This is a genomic window from Vibrio sp. 10N.261.55.A10, from assembly GCF_041470825.1.
GTDB classification, from domain to species: Bacteria; Pseudomonadota; Gammaproteobacteria; order Enterobacterales; family Vibrionaceae; genus Vibrio; species Vibrio crassostreae_C.
Window position 1 is genome coordinate 171,664 of record NZ_JBFRNC010000027.1, and the last position, 24,667, is coordinate 196,330.

Sequence of the window (24,667 nt, forward strand, 5' to 3'; positions counted from 1 at the left end):
CTATGTATCAATAGTTTGACTATAACTAAGCAGTTATGACAATGCGACTTTTAAAGAGATTTATCTTAATCAGTGGCTATTCAAAACAGAGACTTGAATAACATATGGCAGGTAAAGAAAACGGGCTCAGTAGGTGAGCCCGTTTGTCGATAAGTTTATAAGTGACTTAATGGCAGATTACATTGCCGCTTCGAAAATCGCAGAGATTTCTTCGTGGGTCGCTTGTTTAGGATTAGTAAAACCACATGCGTCTTTCAGTGCGTTGTCAGACAGAGTAGGGATATCTTCTAGCTTCGCACCAAGTTGCGCGATACCTGTTGGGATGTTCACGTCATTTGCTAGTTGAACAATTGCTTCGATCGCAGCTTCTGCACCTTGCTCTGGTGACATACCTTCAACGTTAACGCCCATTGCTTTTGCAACATCACGTAGACGCTCAGGACAAACTTGCGCGTTGTAGCGTTGAACGTGTGGTAGCAAGATAGCATTACACACACCGTGTGGAAGATCGTAGAAGCCGCCTAGCTGATGCGCCATCGCATGAACATAACCTAGTGACGCGTTGTTGAACGCCATACCCGCCATGAACTGTGCGTAAGCCATTTGTTCACGTGCTTCAATGTCTTCGCCGTGCGCTACTGCCGTTCTTAGGTGAGCTTGTACAAGTTCAATGGCTTTAATCGCTACAGCGTCGGTAATTGGTGTCGCTGCGATAGAAACGTAAGCTTCGATTGCGTGTGTTAGCGCATCCATACCTGTTGCAGCAGTCAGTGATGCAGGCTTAGCAAGCATTAGTTCAGGATCGTTTACTGAAATAAGCGGTGTTGTGTGCTTGTCAACGATCGCCATTTTAATGTGACGTTCCTCATCAGTGATGATGCAGAAGCGTGTCATTTCTGATGCTGTACCAGCCGTAGTGTTGATAGCGATAAGAGGCATCATTGGCTTTTCAGATTGGTCTACGCCTTCGTAGTCTGCAATCTTGCCGCCGTTAGAAGCAACCAGAGCAATGCCTTTTGCACAGTCGTGTGGAGAACCGCCACCTAGAGAAACAACGAAATCACAATCGTTGTCAGTCAGCAATTCAAGACCATCGTTAACGTTCGTGATGGTTGGGTTTGGTTGAGTGCCATCGAATACAACTGCGTCTACGCCTCGCTGGCTAAGAAGGTCTTGTACCTGCTTAACTACACCAATTTGGTTCAAGATCTTATCAGTTACGATCAGACCTTTTTTAAAGCCTTGAGACTGAATACTATCAGCAGCATCCTTCAGACAGCCAGTACCCATGAAGTTGATTGTAGGGATGTAAAATGCAGTAGACATTGGAAAACTCCGTTAATTATGATTTTTAATTTCCTACATGTTGTCGGCATTCAAGTGGTCGACCATTGATCTGGAACAACTTTGAATTCGAACTACCACTTTGTGGCTAGTCGTTGTGATAGGGCTCATATAGCAATCGTTTTCATGGTTTTTGGCTGTGTTGATTGTCAGTAATAGATCGCGATAAATCGACTAAATTAGAGACAGTATGGAGCTCTATAACAATGAAAAATAAGGTTTTTCATTGAAAACTCTTCTAGTTAGGCTGGTGTCGACGTTTTATCTGAGTCATCGCTGCATTCAATTTCAGGTTCTTGTGACTCTTCAGAATCAAGCGTGTCTTCTGACTCCTCGTCATAGTATTTGACAAGAAAAGGGGTAAGCATGACAGACGATGGTAAAAAGTGCTTCATAATACCTCCCGGTACTTAAATGTATTTCTTGTATGGTATTGGTTTAATATGTGGCAAAATTTGCGATACATCATGACTTGTGGCTTGTTTTCTATAAATTATTAGAACTATATTCAGGCTCACAAAATTGGTAGTAGAATGAACATCTGGTCTTTGAGCCAATGAACAACTAAAGATAAACGCAGCTCAACAGCGTGATTAATAGGAAATAAAATGAAGTACGACTGGATATTCTTTGATGCAGATGAAACCTTGTTCCATTTTGATGCTTATCAGGGAATGAAGCTGATGTTTTCTCGTTTTGGTGTGGACTTCAACGAACAGGATTATTCCTTTTATCAAGAAGTTAACCTACCACTATGGGTAGACTATCAAGATGGTCGCATTACGGCTGATCAACTGAAACACACGCGCTTCGAAAGCTGGGCTGAGAAATTAGAGACAACAACCGCTGCTTTAAACAGTGCATTCTTAACAGCGATGGCGGATATCTGCTCTTTATTACCGGGTGCACAAGAGTTGATGGAGTCTTTAAAAGGCAAAGTGAACATGGGCATCATCACTAACGGTTTTACAGAGCTGCAGTCAATTCGTTTAGAGCGTACAGGAATGACGGATTACTTTGAGCACGTGATAATTTCTGAAGAGGTTGGGGTAGCCAAACCGGATGCACAAATTTTTGAATATGCCCATAAGCTGATCGGGTTACCATCTAAGCAACGAGTATTGATGGTCGGAGATAACCCACATTCCGATATTCTAGGCGGATTAGATTTTGGTATTGAAACCTGTTGGTTAAATAGTCAAGAAAAGGCAACGCCAGCCGGAATTAACCCTCATTATCAGGTTAAGTCTCTGGCTGACCTGCAAGCTCTTTTACTAGCATAATTGCTAATTGCTAATTGCTTTTAGATTTTTGAGTGAATGATTGATAGCCGAGTACAGTTATGTGCTCGGCTACTTATTTTCACCTACTGTAAGTTATCGATAGTGGTGCTTAAGTCTATCTTTGCTTTAAGCTCGCTTTGATTACCCAATGACAATAAAGAAAAGGAAGAGGTGTGTTTAAATCTCATCGCCATAGCTGCTACGGCATTGCTGCCATTCTACTTTGGAGCTGCTTAATCGCGCTGTCTCGAAGCGTATCTGAACAACTGGGCCCAATCGGTGGTGCGGCCAGCCTTTACACGGTGAGTGCGCTGTTGTTGATCTGTGTTATGGGTCTACCAAAGCTGTCACGCTTTTCTAAGTCTTATTTGCTGATTGGCGGCACCTTGTTCGTTTGTTATGAGATCTTCTTGGCTCTGGCTTTAGGAATGGCAAACAATAGACATCAAGCCTTGGAAATGGCTGTCATCAACTACTTATGGCCAGCACTGACGGTGTTATTTGCGGTGCTGCTGAGCGACAAGAAAATTAACTGGTTGGTTTACCCAAGTATCTTCTTGGCCTTCTTTGGCGTCGCTTGGAGCATCAGCGGCGATCAGGGGCTTTCTGTTGAACAAATCGCTGCCAATGTTGCTACTAACCCAAAAACTTATTCAATGGCGTTTTTCGGCGCGATTATTTGGGCGGTTTACTGTAATTACACTCAGAAAGTGGCGAAAGGGCAGAATGCGATTGTGTTGTTCTTTATCGCAACGGCAATCACCTTGTGGATCAAATACGCATTGAGTAACGAAACCGGCATGGTGATGACAACCAGTGCTGCGATTGACTTAGTGTTGGCAGGAGTGTGTATGGGCGCAGGTTACGCGCTTTGGAATACAGCGATACTTGGCGGCAATATGGTCTTCTTGGCGACCATGTCGTATTTCACGCCTATTTTTGCGACCTTACTGTCTTCTATTATTTTGGGTTTGTCATTGAGCATGACGTTTTGGCAGGGCGTTTGTATGGTAACGATTGGCTCTTTAGCTTGCTGGTGGGTAACCAGAGACAAAAAGCCGACGGTTACGGCGTCGGCTTCTAAAAAGGTTCAATCAGAGTCTTAGTCAGCGAGAGGTTGATTGGTTAGCTCTTGGTTCTTAACTCTCGACTCTTAACTCGCGATATTGAGATTCAATTGAAGCTCATAAGGCATCTTCGATAAGCGTCGCTTAAGTTGGCGGCGCGTACGTTCAATATCATCGACCGCAATCGCTTGTTGGTCGTTGGTATGAATATCAACATTGATTCGTAATTCTGGACCAACCTTAGTCACACCCATCAGCTCCAAATCTTGCTCCGCTTCTTTGTCTACCGCGACAACGTTCTTATCTACCGCATCACAAATATCTTTGTTTGCCGACATCATAAGCAGTTCGCGCATCGCCTCACGTAACATGTCGAAAGGCACTTTGATGAAGTAGAAAGACATTAGCAACATCATCATTGGGTCGGCATACACTGCGTATTCTGCAAGCGGAGAAAAAGTAATTAACCAAGCCGCTACGAAACCCGCGGTTACCGCTACACTCAGTAGCGTATCCATTTGCCACTGTTTAGACTCAGCCTGAATCAGACCTGAAGAAATACGTTTACTCTTATTCGCGATGTACCACCAAGCGTAACCACAACCCAGTACGTTGAAAATACCAAACAGAGTTGCGATAGAAGCATCAACTTCACGGCCACCCGTCATTAGGGCACCAATCGCAGAGTAAAGTGAATAACCAACCACAAGAAGAATCACAACGGCTTTGATGGCAATAACAATCGGTTCGATAATTGCTCGACCAAACGGGAACTCAGTGTCCGAAGGGCGATTGATGTATTTCGAGGCAGCTAGTGACATTAAAGTTAACAGTAAGCTGATAAGAGAATAGACACCGTCAAATACTATGACCAGAGAGCCAACGAGAAGACCCAACACCAATCCGCCAATTGCGAAGCCTGATGCTAAAAGGGCTGAGAACAATAGTACTCGATTTTCGTTTTGGCTTTTCCTGTCACACATAATATTTTCCAGATGTTTTTGATAACTTCATTGTTCTAATAATGAGCTAACTTTACAAACTTTATCTGATGACGTTTATATGTATTATTTAAGTGAAATATATAAATGCTTTTAATTCAGTTTCTTAAGTTAAATTTAAGGTGTCAATAAAGTTGACGTTGAGTGTTTTTTGGGATGGTGTGCAACTGAAATAGGATCGTTTATGATTAATAAAACACATCAGTCGCTGGGGTCTTATTGGTCTTCTAGATTTGACTGAGACTGCAATGAACAAGGAGAGAATCAATATGAAGTTTGACGATATCAGTGATAACGAGTTGTGGGCGATTGCTACCCCGATCATGGATAATCTGATGGATGGTTCAACTAAGGTTGATCATGAGCAGCACTGTAGAGACTTTACTCAAAGAATGAAAGACATTGTTACGCCAGAATATTTAAAAAAGGTATGTCACCATTATCAGCACAGTAATGGCTTTTTTGCTGAGCGTGAGCCAGTTGCGCTGTTTAGACGTTCAGATTCCATCGCCTTTGTGTGGAAACAAGCCTACACCATCGCTAAAGGTGAGTTTGTCGCCGAAATGGTATTGGTTGAAGAAGACGGACGCTACTTAGTGGATCACGTGATGGTTTTCTAGAGCAAGACTTAAGTATGGAGTAAAAGTCGTCCGTCTAGAAATCAAACAAATAATCACTAAGCTGGTCGGCCAACCAATTCATTCCTGGGTGCTCTGCCATGCCAGCTGCGGTAAACATACAGTAGTCTTCTTGTGTTAAACCGTAGGTGTGTTTGATCACGGCAAGCTCTTGTTCACGCAGTAAATGGCGAATCAATGGCTCAGGCATTACGCCCCATGCTTCTTCACGTAGAATCGTATCCAACATAAAGTCGAAGCTAGAGAAGCCAATGTAACGACGCGAGAAGGGCTCAAGCTCAGGATTATCCTTTTCATTAAGATAAACCATGGTTGCTTGCATCGAATTCCTTAGTACCTCATCAGACACTCGTCGCATCGCACTCAAATCATGCCCTTTCTTACATACAGACATCATTCGAATCTTACCAAGCGGGTTGTAGATAATTCTTGGGTCATCGACGCGTTCGTAATCGACACCAAATGCGAAGTCGACTTGCTGAGTTTCAACTAGGTTAGCTAAGTCACCGCTCGACGCGAGAACGAAGTTGAATGAGGTAGAAGGGTACTTGTTATTTAAGGCGTGGGATAAGTCCTGCCACATTTCATCGGGTAGGGAGTCATCTCGTGCTATCCAAATTTCTGCGTTGAATTCGCCCGAAACATGCAAGCAGGTTTGTTTAATACGCGCGGCTGTCACCAACATGCCTTCGCAATCTTTGTAAATCGCTTTACCCGCTTCTGAAAGCTCAACGTGGTTTCCGCTGCGGACGAACAGCTCGACATCTAACTCTTTTTCCAAGGCTTTAATCGACATGCTGAGTTTGGTTCGGTTGCATTCTAACTGGCGTGCAGCTTCAGAAACTGATCCTAAATCAGCAACGGAACAAAAGGCTTGGACTTGAGAAAGGTTCATTTCATTTCCATATTGAGCGGGGGTTGGTGCATATTATCTGAATATTGTGCTGACTATCTTAGAAATAGTCCATCTTTGCATGATAACTCTATGACGAATTGACTAATTTGGTTTACTCTGGGGAAGTTCCGAACCTACAAGAAGTAAAGATGGAGGCCATGATGGCGAAACAATGGGACGAATACGCCGTTGATTGGGATAAAGATCCCGCAACTGCAGTATTCGCACAATCCGTATTTGACCAGTTAACACAGCTCGTTGATTTAAACGGAACCCGTGTCCTTGATTTTGGTTGTGGTACAGGACTACTCAGCCAGAAAATATCTCCTTTAGCAAAAGAGATCATCGCACTTGATATCTCTGAAGGGATGATTGAAGAGTTAGATAAGAAAGAGTTACCTAACGTTGAACCGGTAGTTGATATTTTATCGCGCGGACTTGCAGCGCAGCATCCAGCATTCAGAAACCAGTTTGACCTAGTGGTAGCCTCTTCGGTGTGTGGTTTTATCCCGAACCTACAAGACACAGTCAGTCTGATTTACACGCTGCTTGAAAACGACGGTACGTTTGTACACTGGGATTGGTACTTGGAAAGCGACAGTGAAGACTACGGTGTAAGCCAACAGCGCTCAGAAAATGTATTGAGTGCAGCGGGCTTTGCAGTAGTTGAAGTCTCTACACCGTTCTCGATTGACACTCCACAAGGAGAGTTAAAGGTATTAATGGGTGTTGGACGTAAACAAGCGCTTCCAGATCTGTAATCGTGTGTATGCCTTGAGCTAGCATTCAGAATGCTCATTTAAACTACTAAACCCACATTAACGACTCTAACGTCAGTTATGTGGGTTTTCTCTTTTTGGCGCTATCGTTTTAAACAGAACGAATTAGCGCTTTCTCATTTCTTCACTACTAACTCTGGTTTCTCTATTTCTCTATTTCTCTGTTTCTCATCTCGCTCATAGAAAACTCAACACCGCTAATTTACAAATTATTTATTTCCATTTTGGAAATGTAGTCTTGCATACATTTCATTAGTGGAAATATAACGGTGAGATATAAAATAAGCCCATAACAACACTAAGGGTTTAATCATGAGCCACCAATCTGCGTCATCTACTTCTTCACCACTTTCAGAGCAACAACAACGCTTTAGCAATATCATTTCAGATGCCAACCTGTCACCAAAACAGAAGTCGAGCTATCTTGCCTTAGAAGCTGAAGCCAGCTTACCGTATATGCCGGTAAGCAAAGAAGTAGAGCAAGCCTTACAACAAGGTGTGCTGTGTGACATGTTTGAAGGGCACGCCCCATTTAAGCCGCGCTATGTACTTCCAGATTATTCTAAATACTTACATCAAGGCTCAGAGTATTTAGAGCTTAGCGCGGCAACCAACTTCGATGAAGCATTGAACATGCTTACCATCCTTTACCACCATGTTCCGTCTGTCACTTCAATTCCGGTTTACCTAGGTCAGTTGGATGATGTGTTGATGCCTTTCGTGGGCGACTTAACAGAAGAGCAGGTATACCAAAAGATTAAGCTGTTCTGGATCATGTTGGATCGCACACTGCCAGACGCCTTTATGCATGTGAATATCGGCCCGACAGACAACATTATCTGCCGTACGATTTTACGTGTAGACGCTGAATTGAAGCAGATCGCGCCAAACTTAACCTTTATGTACGACCCAGCCGTGACACCTGATGATCTACTTCGTCATGCGGCGAGCAACATCTGTGAATGCAGTAAACCACATATTGCAAACTATCCAGCGCATGCCGAGGCTTACGGCGATAAGCGTTTTGGTATTGTGAGCTGCTACAACTCTCTGCCGTTAGCGGGTGGTTCAAACACCTTGGTGCGTATGAACCTTAAGCAAGTGGCGTTGAAGTCTGAGGACAGTGCTGATTTCTTACAACAAGTATTGCCGAACTACAGTGGCATCATGGTTGAGTTGATGAACGTTCGAAGCCGCTTCTTGCATGAAGAGTCTAACTTCTTCGAAGGCTTCTTAACCAAAGAAGGTTTGATCGAAGAGGATCGCTTTGCGCCAATGTTTGGTATTTACGGCATGGCGGAAGCAGTCAACATCTTGTTGGAGAAAGAAGGTCAAGCAGGGCGTTATGGTCACGATGAACTGGCGAATCAGCTTGGTCATCGTATCTCTGAAAAGCTGGCTGAGATCGTTGAACGCTCTGAAGTGAAATATGGATTAGAAGGTAAAGCTCTGCTGCATGCTCAAGGCGGTATTAGCTTAGATGAAGATGTGACGCCGGGTGTCCGTATTCCTTATGGTACCGAACCGGATCCTGTCTCTTACGTTCGTGCAACCGCGGGTCACCATAAGTTCTACACCTCGGGCATCAGTGACATTCTGACCATCGACGAAACAGTAAAATCTAACCCTGAAGCGATGTTTAACCTGTGTAAAGGCGCGATTCAAGCGGGTTACCGAGAGTTCACGGCTAACGTTGCATCAAATGATTTGGTTCGTGTCACGGGTTACATGATTAAGCTATCTGACATTGCCAAATATGACGAGCAAGGCTCACGCACCAATACCACCTTTTTAGGTGCCGAAGCTGCGAAGAACACGGGCATATTAGAGCGTAAACCACGCGTGGCGAGTTTAGAGATGTCGCCAACATACGAATAGCTTTAACGTGTGTTATGCGTTTCGAATACGAACAATGTGAATTATGAAAATTTCTGATCTAACAACTCAAATGGCTAGGGTTAAAAATAATAAGACAGAAAAACAAGCGAAGGTCAGCCGTGTGCTGACCTTTTCTTGTGTTGACGGCCCGGGAAACCGCTTGGTGCTGTTTCTTCAGGGCTGCAACTTTGACTGTATTACTTGCCACAACCCACACACAATTAATCACTGTAACCATTGTGGTGACTGCATTAGCGGCTGTCCGAGCAGTGCTCTGAGTCTTATTGATGGCAAAGTGAAGTGGGACCCAGCAGCCTGTACGAATTGCGATCAGTGCATTGATGTCTGCGATCATAAGTCGAGCCCGAAAATTACCACAATGACGGCCTCAGAGGTTCTGGAGCTTGTCAGGCATAATCAGTTTTTCTTGAGTGGCATTACCGTTTCTGGCGGTGAAGCGACCATGCAGTTGCCGTTTATCATAGAGCTGTTTCAAGCGATTAAACGTGATTCACAGTTAGCGCATCTCACGTGTTTTATTGATAGTAATGGTTCGCTGTCACTTCAAGGGTGGGACAAGGTGTTGCCTTATCTTGATGGCGCGATGATTGACCTAAAATCATGGCAATCGGAAACACATCAATGGTTAGTGGGTAGAGGTAATCATAGGGTGTTTGAAACCATTAACTACTTAGCAGATAAAGGAAAACTGCACGAAGTTAGGTTGCTACATATCCCAAATAAAAGCGATCTTGAGGACGAAATTGAACAAGTGGGGCGTTACTTGAAGACTCTACCAAGTGATATTCGAATTCGGCTGAATGCGTTTCAGCATCATGGTGTCATTGGCGACGCGTTAGATTGGCCGAAATGCACCGAAAAACAGATGCAGAGCTTTCACGATAAGCTCTACACCATAGTTCAAAGACCGATGCAAACTCCTGAGGTTTATACCTAGTCTTTAGATTTCTTAGGCGGTCAATCAGGCTTCTAAGAACGTTAACTTTCTAAAGATATTAAGTCTCTAAAAATATTAAGCTTCTAAAAACAGGTCACACAACCATTTGATCGCTTGATCATTCATGTTGGGTTTATTCCACACCAAGCTGTACGCCACCTTACCGTAATCAAAAGGCAAGGGCTTGCTCACTAAGCCCTGAGCTTGTTTAGCATGCTCAGCCCACTGTTTAGAGCAAGTGAACAGGAAAGGTGTGTGGTGACACAACACAGCCGCAGCGCCGAAGTCCGCGACCGATATTGCCATCTCTCTTGGTTGGTGGCATTGAACCAAGTTTTGTTCAAAGTAAGGCTGAGACAGTTCGTTATCTAAAATCCCAATGTGCTTGTAATCTAAGTAGCCTTCTACCGTCAGTTCTTGCTGAGCGAGAGGGTGGTGTGCGCCCATCAAACAAACCATTTCATCTGGAAGAATTGTTTCCCAAACCAGCTCTTTGTTATCGGTCGGCGGCTGAGATATATCATGAGGCAACAAGATCAAATTGACCTTGCCACTGAGTAAAGCATCGAAGCCGAGCTGTTGTTTCGAATAGATGTTGAGCTTCGCGTTTGGCGCGAGCTCAGTAGTGATTTTACTTATCTTAGAGGCAAATACTTCGAAGGTACTTTCACGCATCGAAAGTGAAAAACTGCCTTGGTACTCTTGAGGGGTAAAACTCTTTTGATGAAGCAGTCCATTCATGCTTGAAAGAATTGCGTGAACAGTGGGCGCTATCTTCAGAGCAAAGGGAGTCGGGATAAGCTTGGTACCATCTCGATAGAAAAGCTCATCATTCAGGATGTCACGCAACTGAGACAGGGTTTTGCTTACACTCGAAGGGCTGACACAGAGTTGCTCTGAGGTCTGAGTGACGCTGTGGGTGTTCAGCATAATATGAAGCGCAGTGAGGTGCTTAAGGCTCACCCTAGATAAGTGTAAGTAATCCATTTATGACTCACGCATTCAGATTGGCTTGTGATTTTGCATGAACGACAAAATCGAACAAGCCAAATTGGATAAAGGTTATTTACGAGCTAGCTTATGGTGCGCTCGTGAAAAGTGGCCTGCGCAAAATGCGCCCACAATCGATAGTTCACCCGCTAAACACAGTGCAGCACAAACTTCAGCTAGGGCTTGTGATTTACCGTTACCATGCAGCCCAAGTAAATCTAAACAGGCTTTTTGACTTGGCAAGCCAGTACCACCGCCGACAGTCCCCACCATTAGGTTAGGCAGTGTCACGCTAGCGTATAAACCGCCTTCTTTGTTGAGTTCCATACGCGTCATACCAATCGCTGACTCGGCGACACAGGCCGCGTCTTGGCCACAAGCGATATAGAGTGCCGCCAACGCATTCGCATAATGGGCATTGATACCGATAGTACCACTCAAAGCGCCACCGACTGTGGTCATTTGGCCAAACTGGACCATCTTCTCTGGTGTCGTGTGTAGGTACTTCGCGACAAGCTCTGCAGGGATATTAACCTCAGCAGTTACCTTTTTGCCACGAACGCTGCGCAAGGTTTGGGTATTGGCTTTCTTATCGCCTGACAAGTTGCCATCAAGGAAAGCATGGTCAGGCTTAACTGGCGTATTTTCGATGATGTACTCAAACACGGCATTGGTTGCGATGGTCACCATATTCTGACCAGAAGCGTCTCCGGTTAGAAATTCGAACACCAAGTAAACATGGTTACCTTCGATGTTGATATTAATGTCGGTCAGCTTGCCGTGTGATGTTGTTGATTCTGCCAAGATCTTGAACTGGTCATACTGAGTCACAGCCCAAGCCACAAACTGTCCGGCTTCAACTAATCCTTGAAATGCAAAGCCAGGAGTACGTGTTACGCCTTCATTGAGCAACATAGCACTTGCGCCACCACAAGCCGTAATCAGCTTAGAACCACGGTTATAAGACGCGACAAGCGCAGCTTCTGTGGTCGCGAGTGGTACGAGGTAATCGCCCGTAGCAAATAGGCCATTGACTCTTAAAGGGCCAGATATTCCCACAGGGACTTTAACGGTGCCAATAAAGTGCTCAATGTTTTTCTCATAAGCTTGGAACTGACTTTGTGTATGAGGGTCGAGCAGTTCTTGCTGTGAATCTGCATTATCGAGCGCTGTCCAGCGACGTGTGAGATTCTTTTCTGTCAGGTAGGGGCTAGGTGTCAGCTTATTTACTGGCTTTTCAAAATGAGGCTGAAGCTTTTTTTCTAATTCGTCTGCGGAGATGTCGCCTCCTAAAATAGAAACATAGTCACGGCGATGCAGATTTAGTTTTGGCATAAATAGTATGAAGTAAAGTTTGTGCAGCAAATTGGTTTGCGCTGATTCTACCGAGTAATAAACCAGAAACAAGCGCCTGATATAATGAGTTACAGTTTGTGTGGTTGTTGAAGCAAAAAGCAGCGAAGTTTCGCGAAATATAGGCTGTATTTGAGCGAAATTTAGATATGAATGTCGAGAAGGCTACCGATGGCTTCGTTTTGACGATCAACCACACTTGCACCAACGCGGTTGTAACTTGCGCTTTGTGTCAGTTTAATCAGGGAATCGGTTGAAGATGAAGCAGGTTCAGGTTCTTTGTCTTTAAAGGAAATGGCTTGTTCAGGCTCTATTTGATTAAAGCTGAGATCGCTAGCTTCGAAAGTGTCGTCGGATTCTAGAGCGTGTTTGGAGGCTTGGTTGAGCTCGATTGCGGCTTCTTCAGCCATGTTGGTGGATTGCTGAATAATGGCGTAACCAGATTGAATACCAGATATCGACATATCAGAACCTTTTATTGACGTATGGAATGAGTCTAGGCGGACGATATTTTGAGCGCAATGGTGAACAGATGAAATTTACGGTGAAAATGTGAACTTAAGCTAAAATAGTGATGTCTGTCTATTAACTGAACAGGTCATTTAGCGCGTTTAACTCTTCATCAGTAAGCAAAGAAGGCTTCTCTGTTTCGAGGTTGCCGTCGATCTCACTCTGAAGTGCTTTTAATTGTTGTGGGCTAAGAAGCTGTATTTGCTGCTTAAATGCTTCAAATTGCTGTGTATTCATAGTGTGACCTTTGTTCAAATCCATATGCTCTTTAGAGCATAGTCTACTGATTCAGGAAATCAAACAAGATTAAGTGAATTTTAAATGATGTTTGAAGTTTCTTGAAACTAAGACAACTATAAATTCCTGTGGTCGTTTTTTGTCCGAGAAATGTTAGGAAAAGTTAAGGCTTGGTCAATCAAAGTCAGAAAATTCCTACAATGTAAAAACGCCTTCAACCCTTGTGGCACAAGGGTAGGTAAGTAATTGCTCTACCCAATTAGGGGTATGGGTAAAGCAATGTATAAATATTTGTGATGATCAAAAGATAAGCAATTGGCGTTATCTTTTTGTTTTTACGGTATTTTGTTTGTTGCTCAAGAAGCTTCTGTTTCAAACGACTTGTCGATCTTAACCTTAACTGCAAACTTGGTCGCTAAGGTATGCAGTTCTGGAAGCATTCGATAGATCAAATGGAGCTGTTGTAGAACCATTTTGACAGAATTCTCATCTTCTTCTCGCCATTCACTCAAACGTTTATCCAGCTCCGGGTCATAAGCGTTTTTCACTTCACAATGCTCTTTATGAGAATAGAGTTGATCATTTAGAGCGTCGAGATGCTGGTGGATTACTCTGTGCGCATCTAGCACCAGTTTGTGTGTCGCTTCATCATCAATACGCGTTCTGTGAGCACCCAGAGCCGAGATATAGCTAAGTAGAGCATGATTGAGTGTTAAGAATCGGAAGCTCTCATCTTCAGAGGTGCGGTACTTACCCGGTTCAACCAACATGCTACTGATCGCGGCAGTCAGGTTTGCATCATTATTATGCGCACTACGTCGAGCGATACGATAGTTTAGGCTATCTTTCTTACCGACACGGTATTGGCCGATGATCTGAGCGAGATAGTTCTTATTGGAATCGAGCGCATTCGCCATCACTTTGTGCAGTCGCTTCGACTGCCAATCAGGTAACACATAAATGACAGCAAGCACGGCGAGAGCACAACCAATAAAGGTATCCGCTAACCTTGGCAATACTACCGCGTAGCCTTCACCTAATTGGTTAAAGCAGAAGAGCACAAGCAGTGTGATAAAGCCGGTCGCAAACCCGTAGTTATTGATTCGAAACGCAAAGAACATCACGCCACTGATCACAATGAACACTAATTGGCTCTCTTGCGACGGGAAGAAAGTCAGTAACGGTACTCCGATCAATAAGCCTGCGACCGTGCCAATGACACGCGCCGTCAGTTTTTGACGGGTTGCACTGTAGTTTGGCTGACACACAAACAGTGTCGTCAGTAGAATCCAATAACCTCGTTCGATATCAAAACCCTGGATAATCCCGTAGCCCAGCGTCAAAGTGATCGCCATGCGAATCGCGTGGCGGAATAGCATAGAATCGGTGTGCAAGTTAGCTTTGATCTTGTGCCACATTGCCGTCAAAGTATGAGGGTTGGTATCGTTCAATACACCTTCTTCAATCTTCTCTGCATCTGGGTTGCTGATATTCGAGAGCTGTTTTTCAACGGTTGCTAGGTTATTGAATAAGTAATCCAACTGGTTCAGCAGTGATTTCCATTTAGGATTATTCTGTTGGTGCAGATGATTGAGCGAAGACATCAGCTCATCGAGTGCCAATACAGACTTGTCACCATGCTGGTATTCAGCGCCAACTTTCAACGAGCTCGCCACTTCTTTACACGCAGTGGCCTGCGCTTCCAGTAGATACTTAAATCGAAACAACACGTCAGAGCGTTCAAAGTGTTTTGCTAGCTCTTGATAACGATAATGGCTTGAGCTTACGCGTTCATGAATATCTTGTGCGATAAAGTAGGTGTTAAGAAATCGGTCACTAGGGCCGTCAATGTGTCCGCGCTTAGAGCGGTTAAGTAGCGTCGCCTTACACATGTTGAGTGCGTTAACGGTACTCGCGTTGAGTTTGGCTTCAATGATTCGGTGTGGCTGGGGAATCAAGTCAGAAACGGGGTAGAAGAGTTCCGCTTTTGAATCGATGTAGTTACCGATTTGATCGAATACCGTGGCTAAGTTTTGCTGCACGGGTTGCATTGGCCACACTATCTGCCAAATCATCGACATGAAGTAGTACCAAGCGGCGCCAGTTAACAGTAGAAGCGGTTGAAACCAAAGGTTGGTGCTCTCGTGTGCACCAAGCATGGTATAGATGGCAACCAAGAGAGAACCAAACGCGATACTCGCGTATTTAGGGCCAATTGCCCCGAGAATGATAAAAAAGAAGGTTGAAACAAAAAGCCCTATCGCGAACAGCCAAGGCGTATCGAAGAGAAGCTCAATAGAGAAAGCCGCAACGGCGAAACAGATAAAGGTCAGCGTGAGTGCTTTCAAGCGCCCGGTAAAGCTGTCATCACTTTCCGCAAGAGCCGCAGCAATAACGCCTAAGATCAAAGGCGTGATCAGTGTGTTTTGTCCATAATACCAAGCAGGCACCACCACGCCGAGCAGAGTGATGAGAATTAATACGCTGTAATTTATGGTTTTATTCGCCCAATAGAGGCGTAATTTGGCTGAAAAGTCCACAGTCGCTCACTTGACACACTAAAAACCATAATCCTAACAGAAATCAAGCACAAGAATTTGATACTTATCCATAATTGCCCGTAGGTGGTCATGAAAGCGTCGATAAGATATGAGATATTATTAATTCTCATTGCATCATGATATAAATTCAATATTCCCAATTAAGAGCACACTCCAATGCAGCTAAGCGCTAACAAGACTGCACAGTTTTTTATTCAAAATGAATATCATCAGGTTGAACTTGATGGTCCACGCTTGCTGTTATCTTCAGTAGGGAGTGAAGAGCGTATCCCATTTACTATTTGGAGTGGCAAGATCGCGATAAAGCGAGGATTGTTCTGGGGATCGCTACAATTTTTTGCTAATCAACAAGATGGAACACAGCGCAGTTGGTTAGTACAAGGCTTACCTTGGGATCAATGCCGTCAATTTGCACGCGCGTCAGTTAGTGCTTATCAGAAGTGGCACGACACTCAATGTGAACAATTGGCTGAACACGTACCTCAGTGGGAAGCTGAATTAACACGTCTTGAGCAATTACCAGCCTTTCTACCGCATTCTAAGGTCAACACTTGGGTTGATATGGTCAACTCAGGCTTAGAGAGTATGACAATGACGCTAGAAGAGGCCGCACAACGCATGCCAAACCGCATCGCAAGAATGCAGCCATGGTTATCTGAAACGGAAATCAAGCAAGCTGAAAGAAACCAGCAATGGCTAGAGACCGAGCGAAAAAACTGGGAAGTGTTGTTTGCGCAATGTGAGTCGTCACCACTGAACTTATCGCAGCAATATGCGGTGTTGATGAATGATGATCACAACCTTATTTTAGCGGGTGCAGGCTCGGGTAAAACCAGTGTTCTAACGGCTCGCGTCGCGTATTTACTGCAAAGCCATCAAGCTCAAGCTGAAGAGTTGCTATTGCTCGCTTTTGGTCGTGAAGCGGCAGAAGAGATGAAGCAACGTCTCGACAGCAAAATTGGTTTATCAGCAGAGAAGGTGCAAGTCAGCACTTTCCACCAGTTGGGTTTAAAGATACTGAATCAAGTTGAACCCGAACGTGTGGTTATTTCTCCTTTAGCGCTCGATGACAACCAACGCCAAGCATGGTGCATTGATTGGTTGAAGAAGCACTGGATGACACCGACCAACTTTAAACGTTGGCAAAAGCATTTGTCTAAATGGCCAATCGCTTATTTAACCGGTGACGATGAGCTTGGTAGCCACGTTTCAAACCTCAAATTGATCGGTTGGCTTGAAAAGCAGCTAGAACAGTTGAATGCGTCGGGTTTAACCAAAAAAGAAGTACAGCAACAGCTGATTGATCACCGAGACTATGCGCGCCTCAACAGCGAGCTTTCACTGTGTTGGCCATGTGTAACCGCGTGGCAAAAGGAGCTGAAAGAACAGAATCATATCGACTTCTCAATCATGATCAGCCGAGCGACTCAGTATGTCGAGAAGGGCAAGTTTATCTCACCTTGGAAGTTCATCATGATCGATGAATACCAAGATATCTCACCTGATCGTCTTGCCTTGGTTGAAGCACTGTGTAATCAGTCTAAAGCCGAGCATCAAGCCTCTATTTTTGCAGTAGGCGATGACTGGCAGTCGATTTACCAGTTTGCAGGTGCGGATGTGGATTTGACCACGGGCTTTAAGGATCGTTTTGAAAGTTCGACCATTCATCACCTAGATACGACTTACCGCTTTAACAATCAGTTAGGTGCGGTGGCTAATCGCTTTGTACAAGAAAACCCAATTCAGATTCCGAAAGAACTGAACAGCTTCAAGCAACAGAAGCAGAAGGCGGTGTACAGTGCGCCAAGTAAAGAAGTTGAGAAGATTCTTGATCAACTGAACCGTCAATCCAAAGGCAAAACCAATAAATTGGTGCTGCTACTTGGACGTAATCATTACCACAAGCCAGAGTTGTTGGAAGACTGGAAGAAGATCTTCACTTCCATTGATATCAAGTTCATGACTTGCCACGGCAGTAAAGGTAAAGAGGCGGACTTTGTCATTATTCTTTGTGTTGACGAAGGACAGTTCCCGACCAAGAAGAAACAGCTGCATATTGATGGCGCATTGACTGAATCATCAGACGCGTTCCCTTATGCTGAAGAGCGTCGTTTATTCTATGTAGCAATGACGCGGGCAAAAGAGAAAGTATGGATCACGCACAGTGGCGACGGCTCTGGCTTTGTGCAGGAGCTGCATGGTTCTGATTACCCAGTTGTTCGTAAAAAGTGATGTTACTTGACTTGATTGTCTAAGATTAGATCTTCAATCCCTGCCCTAATATCACAAGGCAGACGCATAAAGCATAAGGAATTTGCTATGGAACACGGCTCAATTAACTACATTGAATTTGCTGCGAAAGACATCGCCGCAACTAAGGCATTTTTCAGTCAAGTGTTTGGTTGGAGCTTTGAAGACTATGGCCCTGAGTATTCTGCGTTTGAAGGCAAAGGCTTAATGGGCGGCTTCTATTTGGCGGATCTGGCGTCGAATACGGATAATGGCGCGGCGCTGATGGTTTTTTATAGCCAAGATCTTGAGCAAACCGAGCTCGATGTAATTGATGCTGGTGGTCAGATAAACCGTGAGATCTTTAGCTTTCCCGGCGGCAGACGTTTCCATTTCAGAGAGCCAAGTGGCAACGAGATGGCAGTGTGGAGCGATAAATAGAGAGACTCTCGCACTGTTTTATGATTGAACTGTTTAATGTCTGAAAACGAGACATAAAAAAGCCTGCGATAAAATGCAGGCTTTTTAGTCTGTTCAGTAGAGAGCACATTTAACGTGCGATTACGTGCGCTCAGCTAGGTACGCTTCGTAGTCTGGGATCTCGATGATTACTTCTTCTTCAAGCAGTGAAGAGTTAAACAAGAAATTAGCGGTAGCGCGGTTAGTGGCCACAGGAATGTTCCAAACACTTGCGATACGAAGCAGTGCTTTTACGTCTGGGTCATGTGGTACAGCATTAAGTGGATCCCAGAAGAAAATCAGCATATCGATCTTGCCTTCAGAGATAAGCGCGCCAAGTTGTTGGTCGCCGCCCATAGGGCCGCTGATCATGCTCTTGATTGCTAAGCCTGTCTCTTTACTGAGTAGAGAACCAGTCGTGCCCGTTGCGTAAAGGAAGTGCTTTTGTAGTTTTTCTTTGTTCTCTTTGACCCATCTTAGTAGCTCAGGTTTGAAGTGGTCATGAGCGACCAAAGCGATATGCTTGTGTGTTGGCATAGTGCGCGTTGTTTTTTGCATGAATGTTCCCTAAATTGTTGTTTCGTTTTTATTGTTTTGAGTTCTTCAGCCAATATAGCACTATGGATTCACACTGAATACCGGACGAAACTCAGAAGGTGACAATGAGTCGGCGATAATTTGATCTTTGAGAGTTGCAGGTGTCAGCGCTTCGATAATCGGTGCGCTGTGTTGCTCGTAAGGTTGACCGCGTAAGTAACTCGTGGCTTGTTTTACCGACAAGCGACCTTGCTCAACCATTTTATCTGTTGGCGCAAAAAGTACCTTGTTACGGAGTAAACCACGGTAGGTTCCGTGACTTAGGTAACTTGAGATTAACCCAATATCTTCGGTTTTATCGGCCGCTCGTAGCTCACTGATCGCTGCTTCAATCGCGACGGCACTTCCGACTATATATTGGATATCAGGTTCTTCTATCACCTGCTGTACTAGATTTCTTTGAAGTTCTTTATCGTTATCTGCCCAATAGCTGATCGCAATTTTGATATCACTCGACTTGATCGCATCATAAAACCCCAGTGCTACAGGCTTAGTGCCGCCACTCGCTTGTGGGCCAAGTAACAGGGCGATAGGTGTTTCGCCTGATCCTTTCGGGTGTCGTTTCGACAAAAAATCTCCGACTTGGTATCCCATTTGGTACCAATCGACACCGACCGTACCTTTTAATACCTTCTGTTGTTCTTCATTGACGGTTAACTCATTTACCGTAGCAAACACAGGCGTCGAGCCAACCCAATCACTGAGATTGTCATGATACGCATCGGGTGAAACCGTACCTAAAATAATGGCATCGGCTCCCCATTGCGTGCAAAGCACCAGTTGCGAGGCTTGTTTGGCCACGTTGGGGTAACCGCCAGCTTCCAATACTCTTAGCTCAACTTGCTGCTTTTCTGCTTCAGAGATCATTCCATAGTTTACCGACAACCAATAAGAGTCTTTGAGGTGCGGATAAATGGCACAGATTTTCTCTTTTTGTGATGTGGCATTGGCGGGCTTTATTGGGCTCAAAGGCTCACTAGCACTTGCGACAGTAGTCACTGAGGCCAGTAGTGAGAGAAGAATTATTGAAGCGAAAGGTCTAGATAGCATGAATTGCCGTTTTGTTGGTTTTAGATAAGAAACACTGCAAAATATAGCGTATTCTGCATGGGTAAAGAAGAACGTTTTAAGGTTTAGAGTTTATGTTGTTAGCTTCAGCGAGTATTGGACGCAAGCTGCTGGCCTCATTCTTAGTGATGGCACTGTTGGTTCTATTGTCTGCATTGATCGGTGTTTCTGGTTTTAGCTTTGTAGCAAAAACGGAAAGAAACGTCGTTGATTCGGCGCTTCCTGCCATGATCGAAGCTCGTCAGGTTTCTGAGTTGAGTAACCGTATTATTTCGTCAGTACAAACACTTTCTAATGCGAGAAACGAGGCCGAAAGAAAAGAGGCTGGCACCGTACTGTTTGACCAACTTGAGTCGCTTCTTCAACATATCAAAGAGCTTGGTGTCGACAGTTTCGATTCTCAGCTCCTCAATAAACTCGAAAACAATGTTCAAAGCGTTATTAACACACTGGCTGAGTTGGGTGTGTCGGTTGAGCGTAAGCTTTGGTTAAGCAAAGAGTTGTCGTCTCGTGTCGAAGAGATGCGCCTATTGGCCGAAGAGCTAGAGCAGTTGACGCGAACCCAAGTTTTGAACACGGCTACCATTGCGGTTGCTAACGTCACGCATATCTATGACCTGCTAGAAACCAAAGAAACGGATAAAGCCTACCAAGCCTTAGATGCGCTTGTAGAGGTTGACCTTGATTTGTCTGAGCGCCTACACGAATTGCATTTGCTGGCGTTCAAAATGCTTAACCAAATTGAAGAAACGCAAACCGTTACCAACGTAGAGCGTATTCATCAAATCCAATCAGAATTTGAATCCAACCTAAGAATCATGGCGCGCCGCGTTAAAGCGGTCGAAGATCCTACTCGTTCAGCGCAGATGTCTCAGCTTCTAGAAGAGCTCAGAAAACGCCAAGTCGTGTTCGATATTTCATTAGAACAATATGAGAACACCAAAAAGTCAGAGTTTCTGATGCAAAATACGTTGGAGCTGTTCTCTCAGCTGAATACAACGGTTAACCAACTGGTTGATGATTCAAACCGCAGTACCAAAAAAGCGGTTGATGAGCTGACCAGCACGTTGAATTTGGCTCAATGGTCACTGTCTGTGATTTCGGTTATTGGTTTGGTTATCGTTGCATTTATCGTGTGGCGAGTGGTGTATATCTCGGTTGTTAAACGTCTTACTGAATACTCATCGGCCTTGATGTCTATCGCACAAGGTCGCCTGAATATTGATATCTCGGTAAAGGGTAATGATGAGCTGGCTCATATGGGCGAGGCGATCATCACTGCCAGAAACACCGCGCAGGCGCTACAAGTGGTTGCGGTGGGTGAAGCAAAGGCGAAACGCGAACTTGAAGAGCACAAAGAACACTTAGAAGAGTTGGTCACAGACCGAACCTACCAGCTGCAAAAGACCAATGAGAAGCTGAACATCGAGGTAGGGAACCACGCTAAGGCTCGTAACGCCGCAGAACAAGCAAGCCGCGCAAAATCCGCTTTCCTTGCGACGATGAGTCATGAAATACGAACGCCGATGAACGGTGTATTAGGTACTGCAAGATTGCTCAAAGATACCGGGTTAGACCCGCTGCAATCCGGCTATGCAGACATCATTAACCGCAGCGGTAAGAACCTACTCGCGATTTTGAATGACGTGTTAGATTACTCAAAGATTGAAGCAGGGCATTTAGAAATCCGCACTGCTTCGTTTGATCTTCATCAGATGGTTCAAGATACCTACCAATTGATGGAAGGGCGTGCCGCTGAGAAGAAGCTGAACTTTGATTTCCATATTGAAAGTGATGTGCAACGCTATTGGCGTGGTGACGTAACGCGAATCAGCCAAATCTTGAATAATTTGGTCGGTAACGCGATTAAGTTTACGGAAAGTGGTTCGGTCGATATCTTTATCAGCTTAGATATCGAAGATGAAAATCGAGTCATGTTTGAAGTGTCAGATACCGGTGTCGGAATTGACGCAAGCGAACAAGCTTGTCTGTTTGATGCGTTTACCCAAACCGATAGCGGCCGCAACAAAACCGGTGGCACAGGGCTTGGATTAGCGATCAGTAAAAGTATCATGTTGGCAATGAATGGGGATATTGGCGTTCATTCGGAAGAAGGCGAGGGCAGTCAGTTTTGGTTCTCATTGCCACTCGAAGTAGGTGAGAAAATTGAAACGAAAGCAACGGTCATTGAAGCTTGTATCCGAGCGAAGGTCCTTCTGATTGAAGACAACCCTGTGAACTGTATTGTTGCCGAAGGCTTTTTGAATAACTTAGGTCACGATGTTGTGATAGCGACAACGGGACAAGAAGCGAGAGCCATATTCAGTGAGCAAGAGTTTGATATTGCGCTGGTGGATATTAACTTACCAGATTGCGATGGCGTCGAGTTAATTCAACAGCTCAAAGACGATGCGCTTCAGCATGAGCATGAAGAAAACGTAACACGCAAAGTACCACCAATGATCGCAGTATCGGCTCACGTGTTTAACGAGGAAGTGGAAAGCTACTTGTCGTCTGGCTTTGATGGTTTCTTGCCTAAGCCGCTAGAGAAGGAAGCACTTTCTCAGCTCATTGTGACACAGCTTGATGGCAAGGCTTTGTTACTGCCACAACCAGATCCTAACGATTCTATATGCAGTCAAAACAGCAAGCCTCAACGTAATAAAGGCAACGAGTTGTACTCATCTCAGATGGCGAGTGTCGTCTCTCATCTAGCCATCAAGGCTTCGCAAACTGAAGACGAAGGAGAGATTCCTGTGAAATTGATTGATTCCAATGTCATCAAAGGTGACTTGTCCATTCTTGGCTTAGAAAAGATGAAGCAGATTGTGGGACTATTTGAAGAGAGTAGCCGCGTCACTTTAAGCGAAATGGTCGAAGCGAGTGATTCGAACAATGGACGTGAGGTAAAATCTCTCGCTCATAAACTGAAAGGTTCCGCGGGCAGTTTAGGTTTGTTGCAACTTTTCAATGCTTGCCAAGTGATAGAGGCGAGCAGCGATCCATTAGGTGAATACCGAGGCAAAGATAGCGAGTTGTCGAAGTTGGTTCAAGAGTCGCTTGAGGCGTTGCAAGAGCAGTTATAAAAACAAACCTTAGGTTGTGACAGAAACGTATCGTGAGTTGGAAACCAAAAGTAACAACATAAAAAGCAGCCAATTTCTTCATTTTGTATGAAAGAATTGGCTGCTTTTTCGTTATAGGACTTGGTTAAATACAATTTTCGTTGATTCGCTTTAAATCATCTTGATATGTCCAGCTGCTTTGATCTTAACGTGAACCATGTTGCCTTGAAGGTAGCTTAATGGAATCTCGCTTCGTTCAATGATCGCGACATTATCGCTGCATGCGCCAGCTTCAATCGCCAGTTGCTTTGATTGCTCCTCCAAGCCCTTTAAGGTCTCTTCACGTGATGCTGGATCAATCGGTACGATCTTATCGAACTGGCCTGATATTTCTCCCAGCGCAACACCAATGGCATTCGCTACTTCAAAGTGCTCAGGGCGAACCACTTGGCTTACTCCTTCAAAATGATCTGGGAATAGTGCACTGCCGCCGCCAACCATGATTACGGGTACACTCGCTGCAGAGGTCTTCATCTTATCGATGCCTTCTTCAACATCCGTGACCATTTGTTGGTAAACCTTGCTTGCTTGTTCGGCCGAAACACCAATCTCATCACTCAATTGATGCTCTGCCTGCCACTGCATTTGACCTGTTTTGAGTGCAATATCGGTGAGCGTAAGTTCATCACCACCAAAGCTACGCGCCGTTTGCGTTAGAGTGTGACCAACACTTTCAGGGCCTAGTTCGATACGTTCTTGCTCAAAACGAACCTTGGTGCCTCCACCAATGGCTAACGCCAAAATATCAGGCATGCGGAAGTTGGTTCTCACTTCGCCAATCTCTACCGCTAAGCTCGACTCTCTTGGGTAACCGTGAGTTAGCACGCCGATATCAGACGTAGTGCCACCCACATCGACCACGATTGCATCTTTTAACTTGGTCAGGTGGCTTGCTCCGCGAATCGAGTTTGTTGGGCCACAAGCCACGGTAAGAATCGGGTACATCAATGCGAATTGCTGCGACATCAGTGTTCCGTCGTTCTGACCGAAATAAGGCGTGGTGTGGATTTCATGATTGATGAGTGCATTACAAAAGCCGTCTACGAATCGTTTTGCTGTACCTTGCAGAGCAGCATTGAGGATAGTGGCGTTCTCGCGTTCTAAAAGCCCTAAGCTGCCCACTTTATGGGATAACGAAAGGTTCACCCCCGGAAGTTCTTGTTGAATCCACTCTGCTGCTTGAAGCTCCTGGTCGCCATTGACGGGAGAGAACACTCCGCAGATAGCAATGGAATCCACTTGGCCTTTCATTTTCTGGCAAAGCTCGCGGATTTCAGATTCTTGAATGTCGGCAATCAACTGGCCGTCATACTCATAGCCGCCGTGAGCTTGGTAGAAGTGCTCCCCAAGCAGTGTTTGCCAAGCTTTGCTCCAACCACAGAGTGGCGGAACACTATCACCACTTGGAAGCGCTAAGCGAATCATGCCGACTCTATCTAAGCCTTTTCGTTCAACGATTGCGTTGGTGCATTGAGTGGTACCAAGCATCGCATGTTTCACTTGCTGACCATCAATGTTTGCTTGGCTTAATAGCGCAGCTATCGCGTTATCAATGCCGGTTGAAATGTCATGTGTGGTTGCGGTTTTTACTTTGGCAATCACATTCAAGTCTGCGTCGAGCAGTACACCGTCGGTATTGGTGCCACCTACGTCAATGCCAAGGCGGCAGTAATCAAGCGTAATGTTTGTCATGCG

General features: G+C 44.8%; 22 protein-coding genes. 10 read left to right on the forward strand and 12 right to left on the reverse strand.

Annotation, left to right across the window (positions count from 1 at the left end; translation table 11 throughout):
- Positions 1-177: 177 nt before the first annotated feature.
- Entirely contained in the window at positions 178-1,326 is a 1,149-nt protein-coding gene (gene yiaY, locus AB4274_RS08110; RefSeq protein WP_017069430.1) for an L-threonine dehydrogenase, read from the reverse strand.
- Positions 1,327-1,586: 260 nt separating this feature from the next.
- The gene (locus tag AB4274_RS08115) at positions 1,587-1,739 is read right to left on the reverse strand and encodes a hypothetical protein (RefSeq protein WP_017060903.1); all 153 of its coding nucleotides are present in this window, start codon (positions 1,737-1,739) and stop codon (positions 1,587-1,589) included.
- Positions 1,740-1,952: 213 nt separating this feature from the next.
- Between AB4274_RS08115 and yjjG the strand changes: the two genes are divergently transcribed.
- Complete coding sequence (gene yjjG / locus AB4274_RS08120; protein ID WP_017060902.1) at positions 1,953-2,627, forward strand: pyrimidine 5'-nucleotidase; 675 nt, start codon at positions 1,953-1,955, stop codon at positions 2,625-2,627.
- A gap of 173 nt (positions 2,628-2,800) precedes the next feature.
- A complete protein-coding gene (yddG, locus tag AB4274_RS08125) occupies positions 2,801-3,733 on the forward strand; it encodes an aromatic amino acid DMT transporter YddG (protein WP_371721354.1) in 933 nt (310 codons plus the stop codon).
- A 47-nt stretch (positions 3,734-3,780) separates the two neighbouring features.
- Here the strand turns inward: yddG and AB4274_RS08130 are convergent, their stop codons facing one another.
- Positions 3,781-4,677, reverse strand: coding sequence for a cation diffusion facilitator family transporter (locus tag AB4274_RS08130; RefSeq protein ID WP_372111622.1), 897 nt, complete (start codon positions 4,675-4,677; stop codon positions 3,781-3,783).
- Positions 4,678-4,964: 287 nt separating this feature from the next.
- Between AB4274_RS08130 and AB4274_RS08135 the strand changes: the two genes are divergently transcribed.
- Positions 4,965-5,315, forward strand: coding sequence for a hypothetical protein (locus tag AB4274_RS08135; RefSeq protein ID WP_081230662.1), 351 nt, complete (start codon positions 4,965-4,967; stop codon positions 5,313-5,315).
- A gap of 34 nt (positions 5,316-5,349) precedes the next feature.
- Here the strand turns inward: AB4274_RS08135 and AB4274_RS08140 are convergent, their stop codons facing one another.
- Positions 5,350-6,228, reverse strand: coding sequence for a LysR family transcriptional regulator (locus tag AB4274_RS08140; protein ID WP_016797108.1), 879 nt, complete (start codon positions 6,226-6,228; stop codon positions 5,350-5,352).
- Between the two features lie 161 nt (positions 6,229-6,389).
- Here AB4274_RS08140 and AB4274_RS08145 point away from each other — a divergent pair, with 161 nt between their 5' ends.
- The 3 genes from AB4274_RS08145 (at position 6,390) to AB4274_RS08155 (ending at position 9,843) form a co-directional block, all read left to right on the forward strand.
- Positions 6,390-6,989, forward strand: coding sequence for a class I SAM-dependent methyltransferase (locus AB4274_RS08145; RefSeq protein WP_017064785.1), 600 nt, complete (start codon positions 6,390-6,392; stop codon positions 6,987-6,989).
- A 330-nt stretch (positions 6,990-7,319) separates the two neighbouring features.
- Positions 7,320-8,885, forward strand: coding sequence for a YjjI family glycine radical enzyme (locus AB4274_RS08150; protein ID WP_017060897.1), 1,566 nt, complete (start codon positions 7,320-7,322; stop codon positions 8,883-8,885).
- 43 nt (positions 8,886-8,928) lie between these two features.
- Positions 8,929-9,843: a YjjW family glycine radical enzyme activase gene (locus AB4274_RS08155; RefSeq protein ID WP_372111625.1), complete on the forward strand. Its 915-nt coding sequence runs from the start codon at positions 8,929-8,931 to the stop codon at positions 9,841-9,843.
- A 75-nt stretch (positions 9,844-9,918) separates the two neighbouring features.
- Here the strand turns inward: AB4274_RS08155 and AB4274_RS08160 are convergent, their stop codons facing one another.
- From AB4274_RS08160 to yccS, 5 genes are all read right to left on the reverse strand, one after another.
- The gene (locus AB4274_RS08160; RefSeq protein WP_017060895.1) at positions 9,919-10,830 is read right to left on the reverse strand and encodes a LysR family transcriptional regulator; all 912 of its coding nucleotides are present in this window, start codon (positions 10,828-10,830) and stop codon (positions 9,919-9,921) included.
- Positions 10,831-10,905: 75 nt separating this feature from the next.
- Complete coding sequence (locus AB4274_RS08165) at positions 10,906-12,168, reverse strand: hydroxymethylglutaryl-CoA reductase (protein WP_029235254.1); 1,263 nt, start codon at positions 12,166-12,168, stop codon at positions 10,906-10,908.
- A 161-nt stretch (positions 12,169-12,329) separates the two neighbouring features.
- On the reverse strand, positions 12,330-12,650 hold the full coding sequence (locus AB4274_RS08170) for a hypothetical protein (protein ID WP_017060893.1): 321 nt from the start codon (positions 12,648-12,650) through the stop codon (positions 12,330-12,332).
- A 121-nt stretch (positions 12,651-12,771) separates the two neighbouring features.
- A complete protein-coding gene (locus tag AB4274_RS08175) occupies positions 12,772-12,957 on the reverse strand; it encodes a hypothetical protein (protein WP_065584591.1) in 186 nt (61 codons plus the stop codon).
- 332 nt (positions 12,958-13,289) lie between these two features.
- A complete protein-coding gene (gene yccS, locus AB4274_RS08180) occupies positions 13,290-15,473 on the reverse strand; it encodes a YccS family putative transporter (RefSeq protein ID WP_372097306.1) in 2,184 nt (727 codons plus the stop codon).
- Positions 15,474-15,650: 177 nt separating this feature from the next.
- Between yccS and helD the strand changes: the two genes are divergently transcribed.
- The gene (gene helD, locus AB4274_RS08185) at positions 15,651-17,726 is read left to right on the forward strand and encodes a DNA helicase IV (RefSeq protein WP_102332912.1); all 2,076 of its coding nucleotides are present in this window, start codon (positions 15,651-15,653) and stop codon (positions 17,724-17,726) included.
- A gap of 87 nt (positions 17,727-17,813) precedes the next feature.
- The gene (locus AB4274_RS08190; RefSeq protein ID WP_372111629.1) at positions 17,814-18,164 is read left to right on the forward strand and encodes a VOC family protein; all 351 of its coding nucleotides are present in this window, start codon (positions 17,814-17,816) and stop codon (positions 18,162-18,164) included.
- A gap of 120 nt (positions 18,165-18,284) precedes the next feature.
- On the opposite strand, the gene AB4274_RS08195 is transcribed toward AB4274_RS08190, so the two are convergent.
- Positions 18,285-18,740 carry a methylglyoxal synthase gene (locus AB4274_RS08195; protein ID WP_017064778.1) on the reverse strand — a complete coding sequence of 152 codons (456 nt, stop codon included), beginning with the start codon at positions 18,738-18,740 and terminating at the stop codon, positions 18,285-18,287.
- A gap of 60 nt (positions 18,741-18,800) precedes the next feature.
- On the reverse strand, positions 18,801-19,748 hold the full coding sequence (torT, locus tag AB4274_RS08200) for a TMAO reductase system periplasmic protein TorT (protein WP_240698627.1): 948 nt from the start codon (positions 19,746-19,748) through the stop codon (positions 18,801-18,803).
- Between torT and AB4274_RS08205 the strand changes: the two genes are divergently transcribed.
- Together AB4274_RS08205 and torS are read left to right on the forward strand one after the other, a co-directional pair.
- Positions 19,693-19,857 (forward strand): hypothetical protein, encoded by a 165-nt coding sequence (locus tag AB4274_RS08205; protein ID WP_372111631.1) that lies wholly within the window; start codon positions 19,693-19,695, stop codon positions 19,855-19,857. The two genes, torT and AB4274_RS08205, sit on opposite strands and share 56 nt — an antisense overlap.
- Before the next feature lie 64 nt (positions 19,858-19,921).
- Positions 19,922-22,933 (forward strand): TMAO reductase system sensor histidine kinase/response regulator TorS, encoded by a 3,012-nt coding sequence (gene torS / locus AB4274_RS08210; RefSeq protein WP_372111632.1) that lies wholly within the window; start codon positions 19,922-19,924, stop codon positions 22,931-22,933.
- A 150-nt stretch (positions 22,934-23,083) separates the two neighbouring features.
- On the opposite strand, the gene AB4274_RS08215 is transcribed toward torS, so the two are convergent.
- Complete coding sequence (locus AB4274_RS08215) at positions 23,084-24,664, reverse strand: hydantoinase/oxoprolinase N-terminal domain-containing protein (protein WP_372111634.1); 1,581 nt, start codon at positions 24,662-24,664, stop codon at positions 23,084-23,086.
- Positions 24,665-24,667: the final 3 nt, after the last annotated feature.

Coding starts and splice junctions, on each gene's coding strand:
- yiaY (WP_017069430.1), bottom strand. CDS start 1,326: ATGTCTACTGCATTTTACATCCCTACAATCAACTTCATGGGTACTGGC.
- AB4274_RS08115 (WP_017060903.1), bottom strand. CDS start 1,739: ATGAAGCACTTTTTACCATCGTCTGTCATGCTTACCCCTTTTCTTGTC.
- yjjG (WP_017060902.1), top strand. CDS start 1,953: ATGAAGTACGACTGGATATTCTTTGATGCAGATGAAACCTTGTTCCAT.
- AB4274_RS08130 (WP_372111622.1), bottom strand. CDS start 4,677: ATGTGTGACAGGAAAAGCCAAAACGAAAATCGAGTACTATTGTTCTCA.
- AB4274_RS08135 (WP_081230662.1), top strand. CDS start 4,965: ATGAAGTTTGACGATATCAGTGATAACGAGTTGTGGGCGATTGCTACC.
- AB4274_RS08140 (WP_016797108.1), bottom strand. CDS start 6,228: ATGAACCTTTCTCAAGTCCAAGCCTTTTGTTCCGTTGCTGATTTAGGA.
- AB4274_RS08145 (WP_017064785.1), top strand. CDS start 6,390: ATGGCGAAACAATGGGACGAATACGCCGTTGATTGGGATAAAGATCCC.
- AB4274_RS08150 (WP_017060897.1), top strand. CDS start 7,320: ATGAGCCACCAATCTGCGTCATCTACTTCTTCACCACTTTCAGAGCAA.
- AB4274_RS08155 (WP_372111625.1), top strand. CDS start 8,929: ATGAAAATTTCTGATCTAACAACTCAAATGGCTAGGGTTAAAAATAAT.
- AB4274_RS08160 (WP_017060895.1), bottom strand. CDS start 10,830: ATGGATTACTTACACTTATCTAGGGTGAGCCTTAAGCACCTCACTGCG.
- AB4274_RS08165 (WP_029235254.1), bottom strand. CDS start 12,168: ATGCCAAAACTAAATCTGCATCGCCGTGACTATGTTTCTATTTTAGGA.
- AB4274_RS08170 (WP_017060893.1), bottom strand. CDS start 12,650: ATGTCGATATCTGGTATTCAATCTGGTTACGCCATTATTCAGCAATCC.
- AB4274_RS08175 (WP_065584591.1), bottom strand. CDS start 12,957: ATGGATTTGAACAAAGGTCACACTATGAATACACAGCAATTTGAAGCA.
- helD (WP_102332912.1), top strand. CDS start 15,651: ATGCAGCTAAGCGCTAACAAGACTGCACAGTTTTTTATTCAAAATGAA.
- AB4274_RS08190 (WP_372111629.1), top strand. CDS start 17,814: ATGGAACACGGCTCAATTAACTACATTGAATTTGCTGCGAAAGACATC.
- AB4274_RS08195 (WP_017064778.1), bottom strand. CDS start 18,740: ATGCAAAAAACAACGCGCACTATGCCAACACACAAGCATATCGCTTTG.
- AB4274_RS08205 (WP_372111631.1), top strand. CDS start 19,693: ATGGCACAGATTTTCTCTTTTTGTGATGTGGCATTGGCGGGCTTTATT.
- torS (WP_372111632.1), top strand. CDS start 19,922: ATGTTGTTAGCTTCAGCGAGTATTGGACGCAAGCTGCTGGCCTCATTC.
- AB4274_RS08215 (WP_372111634.1), bottom strand. CDS start 24,664: ATGACAAACATTACGCTTGATTACTGCCGCCTTGGCATTGACGTAGGT.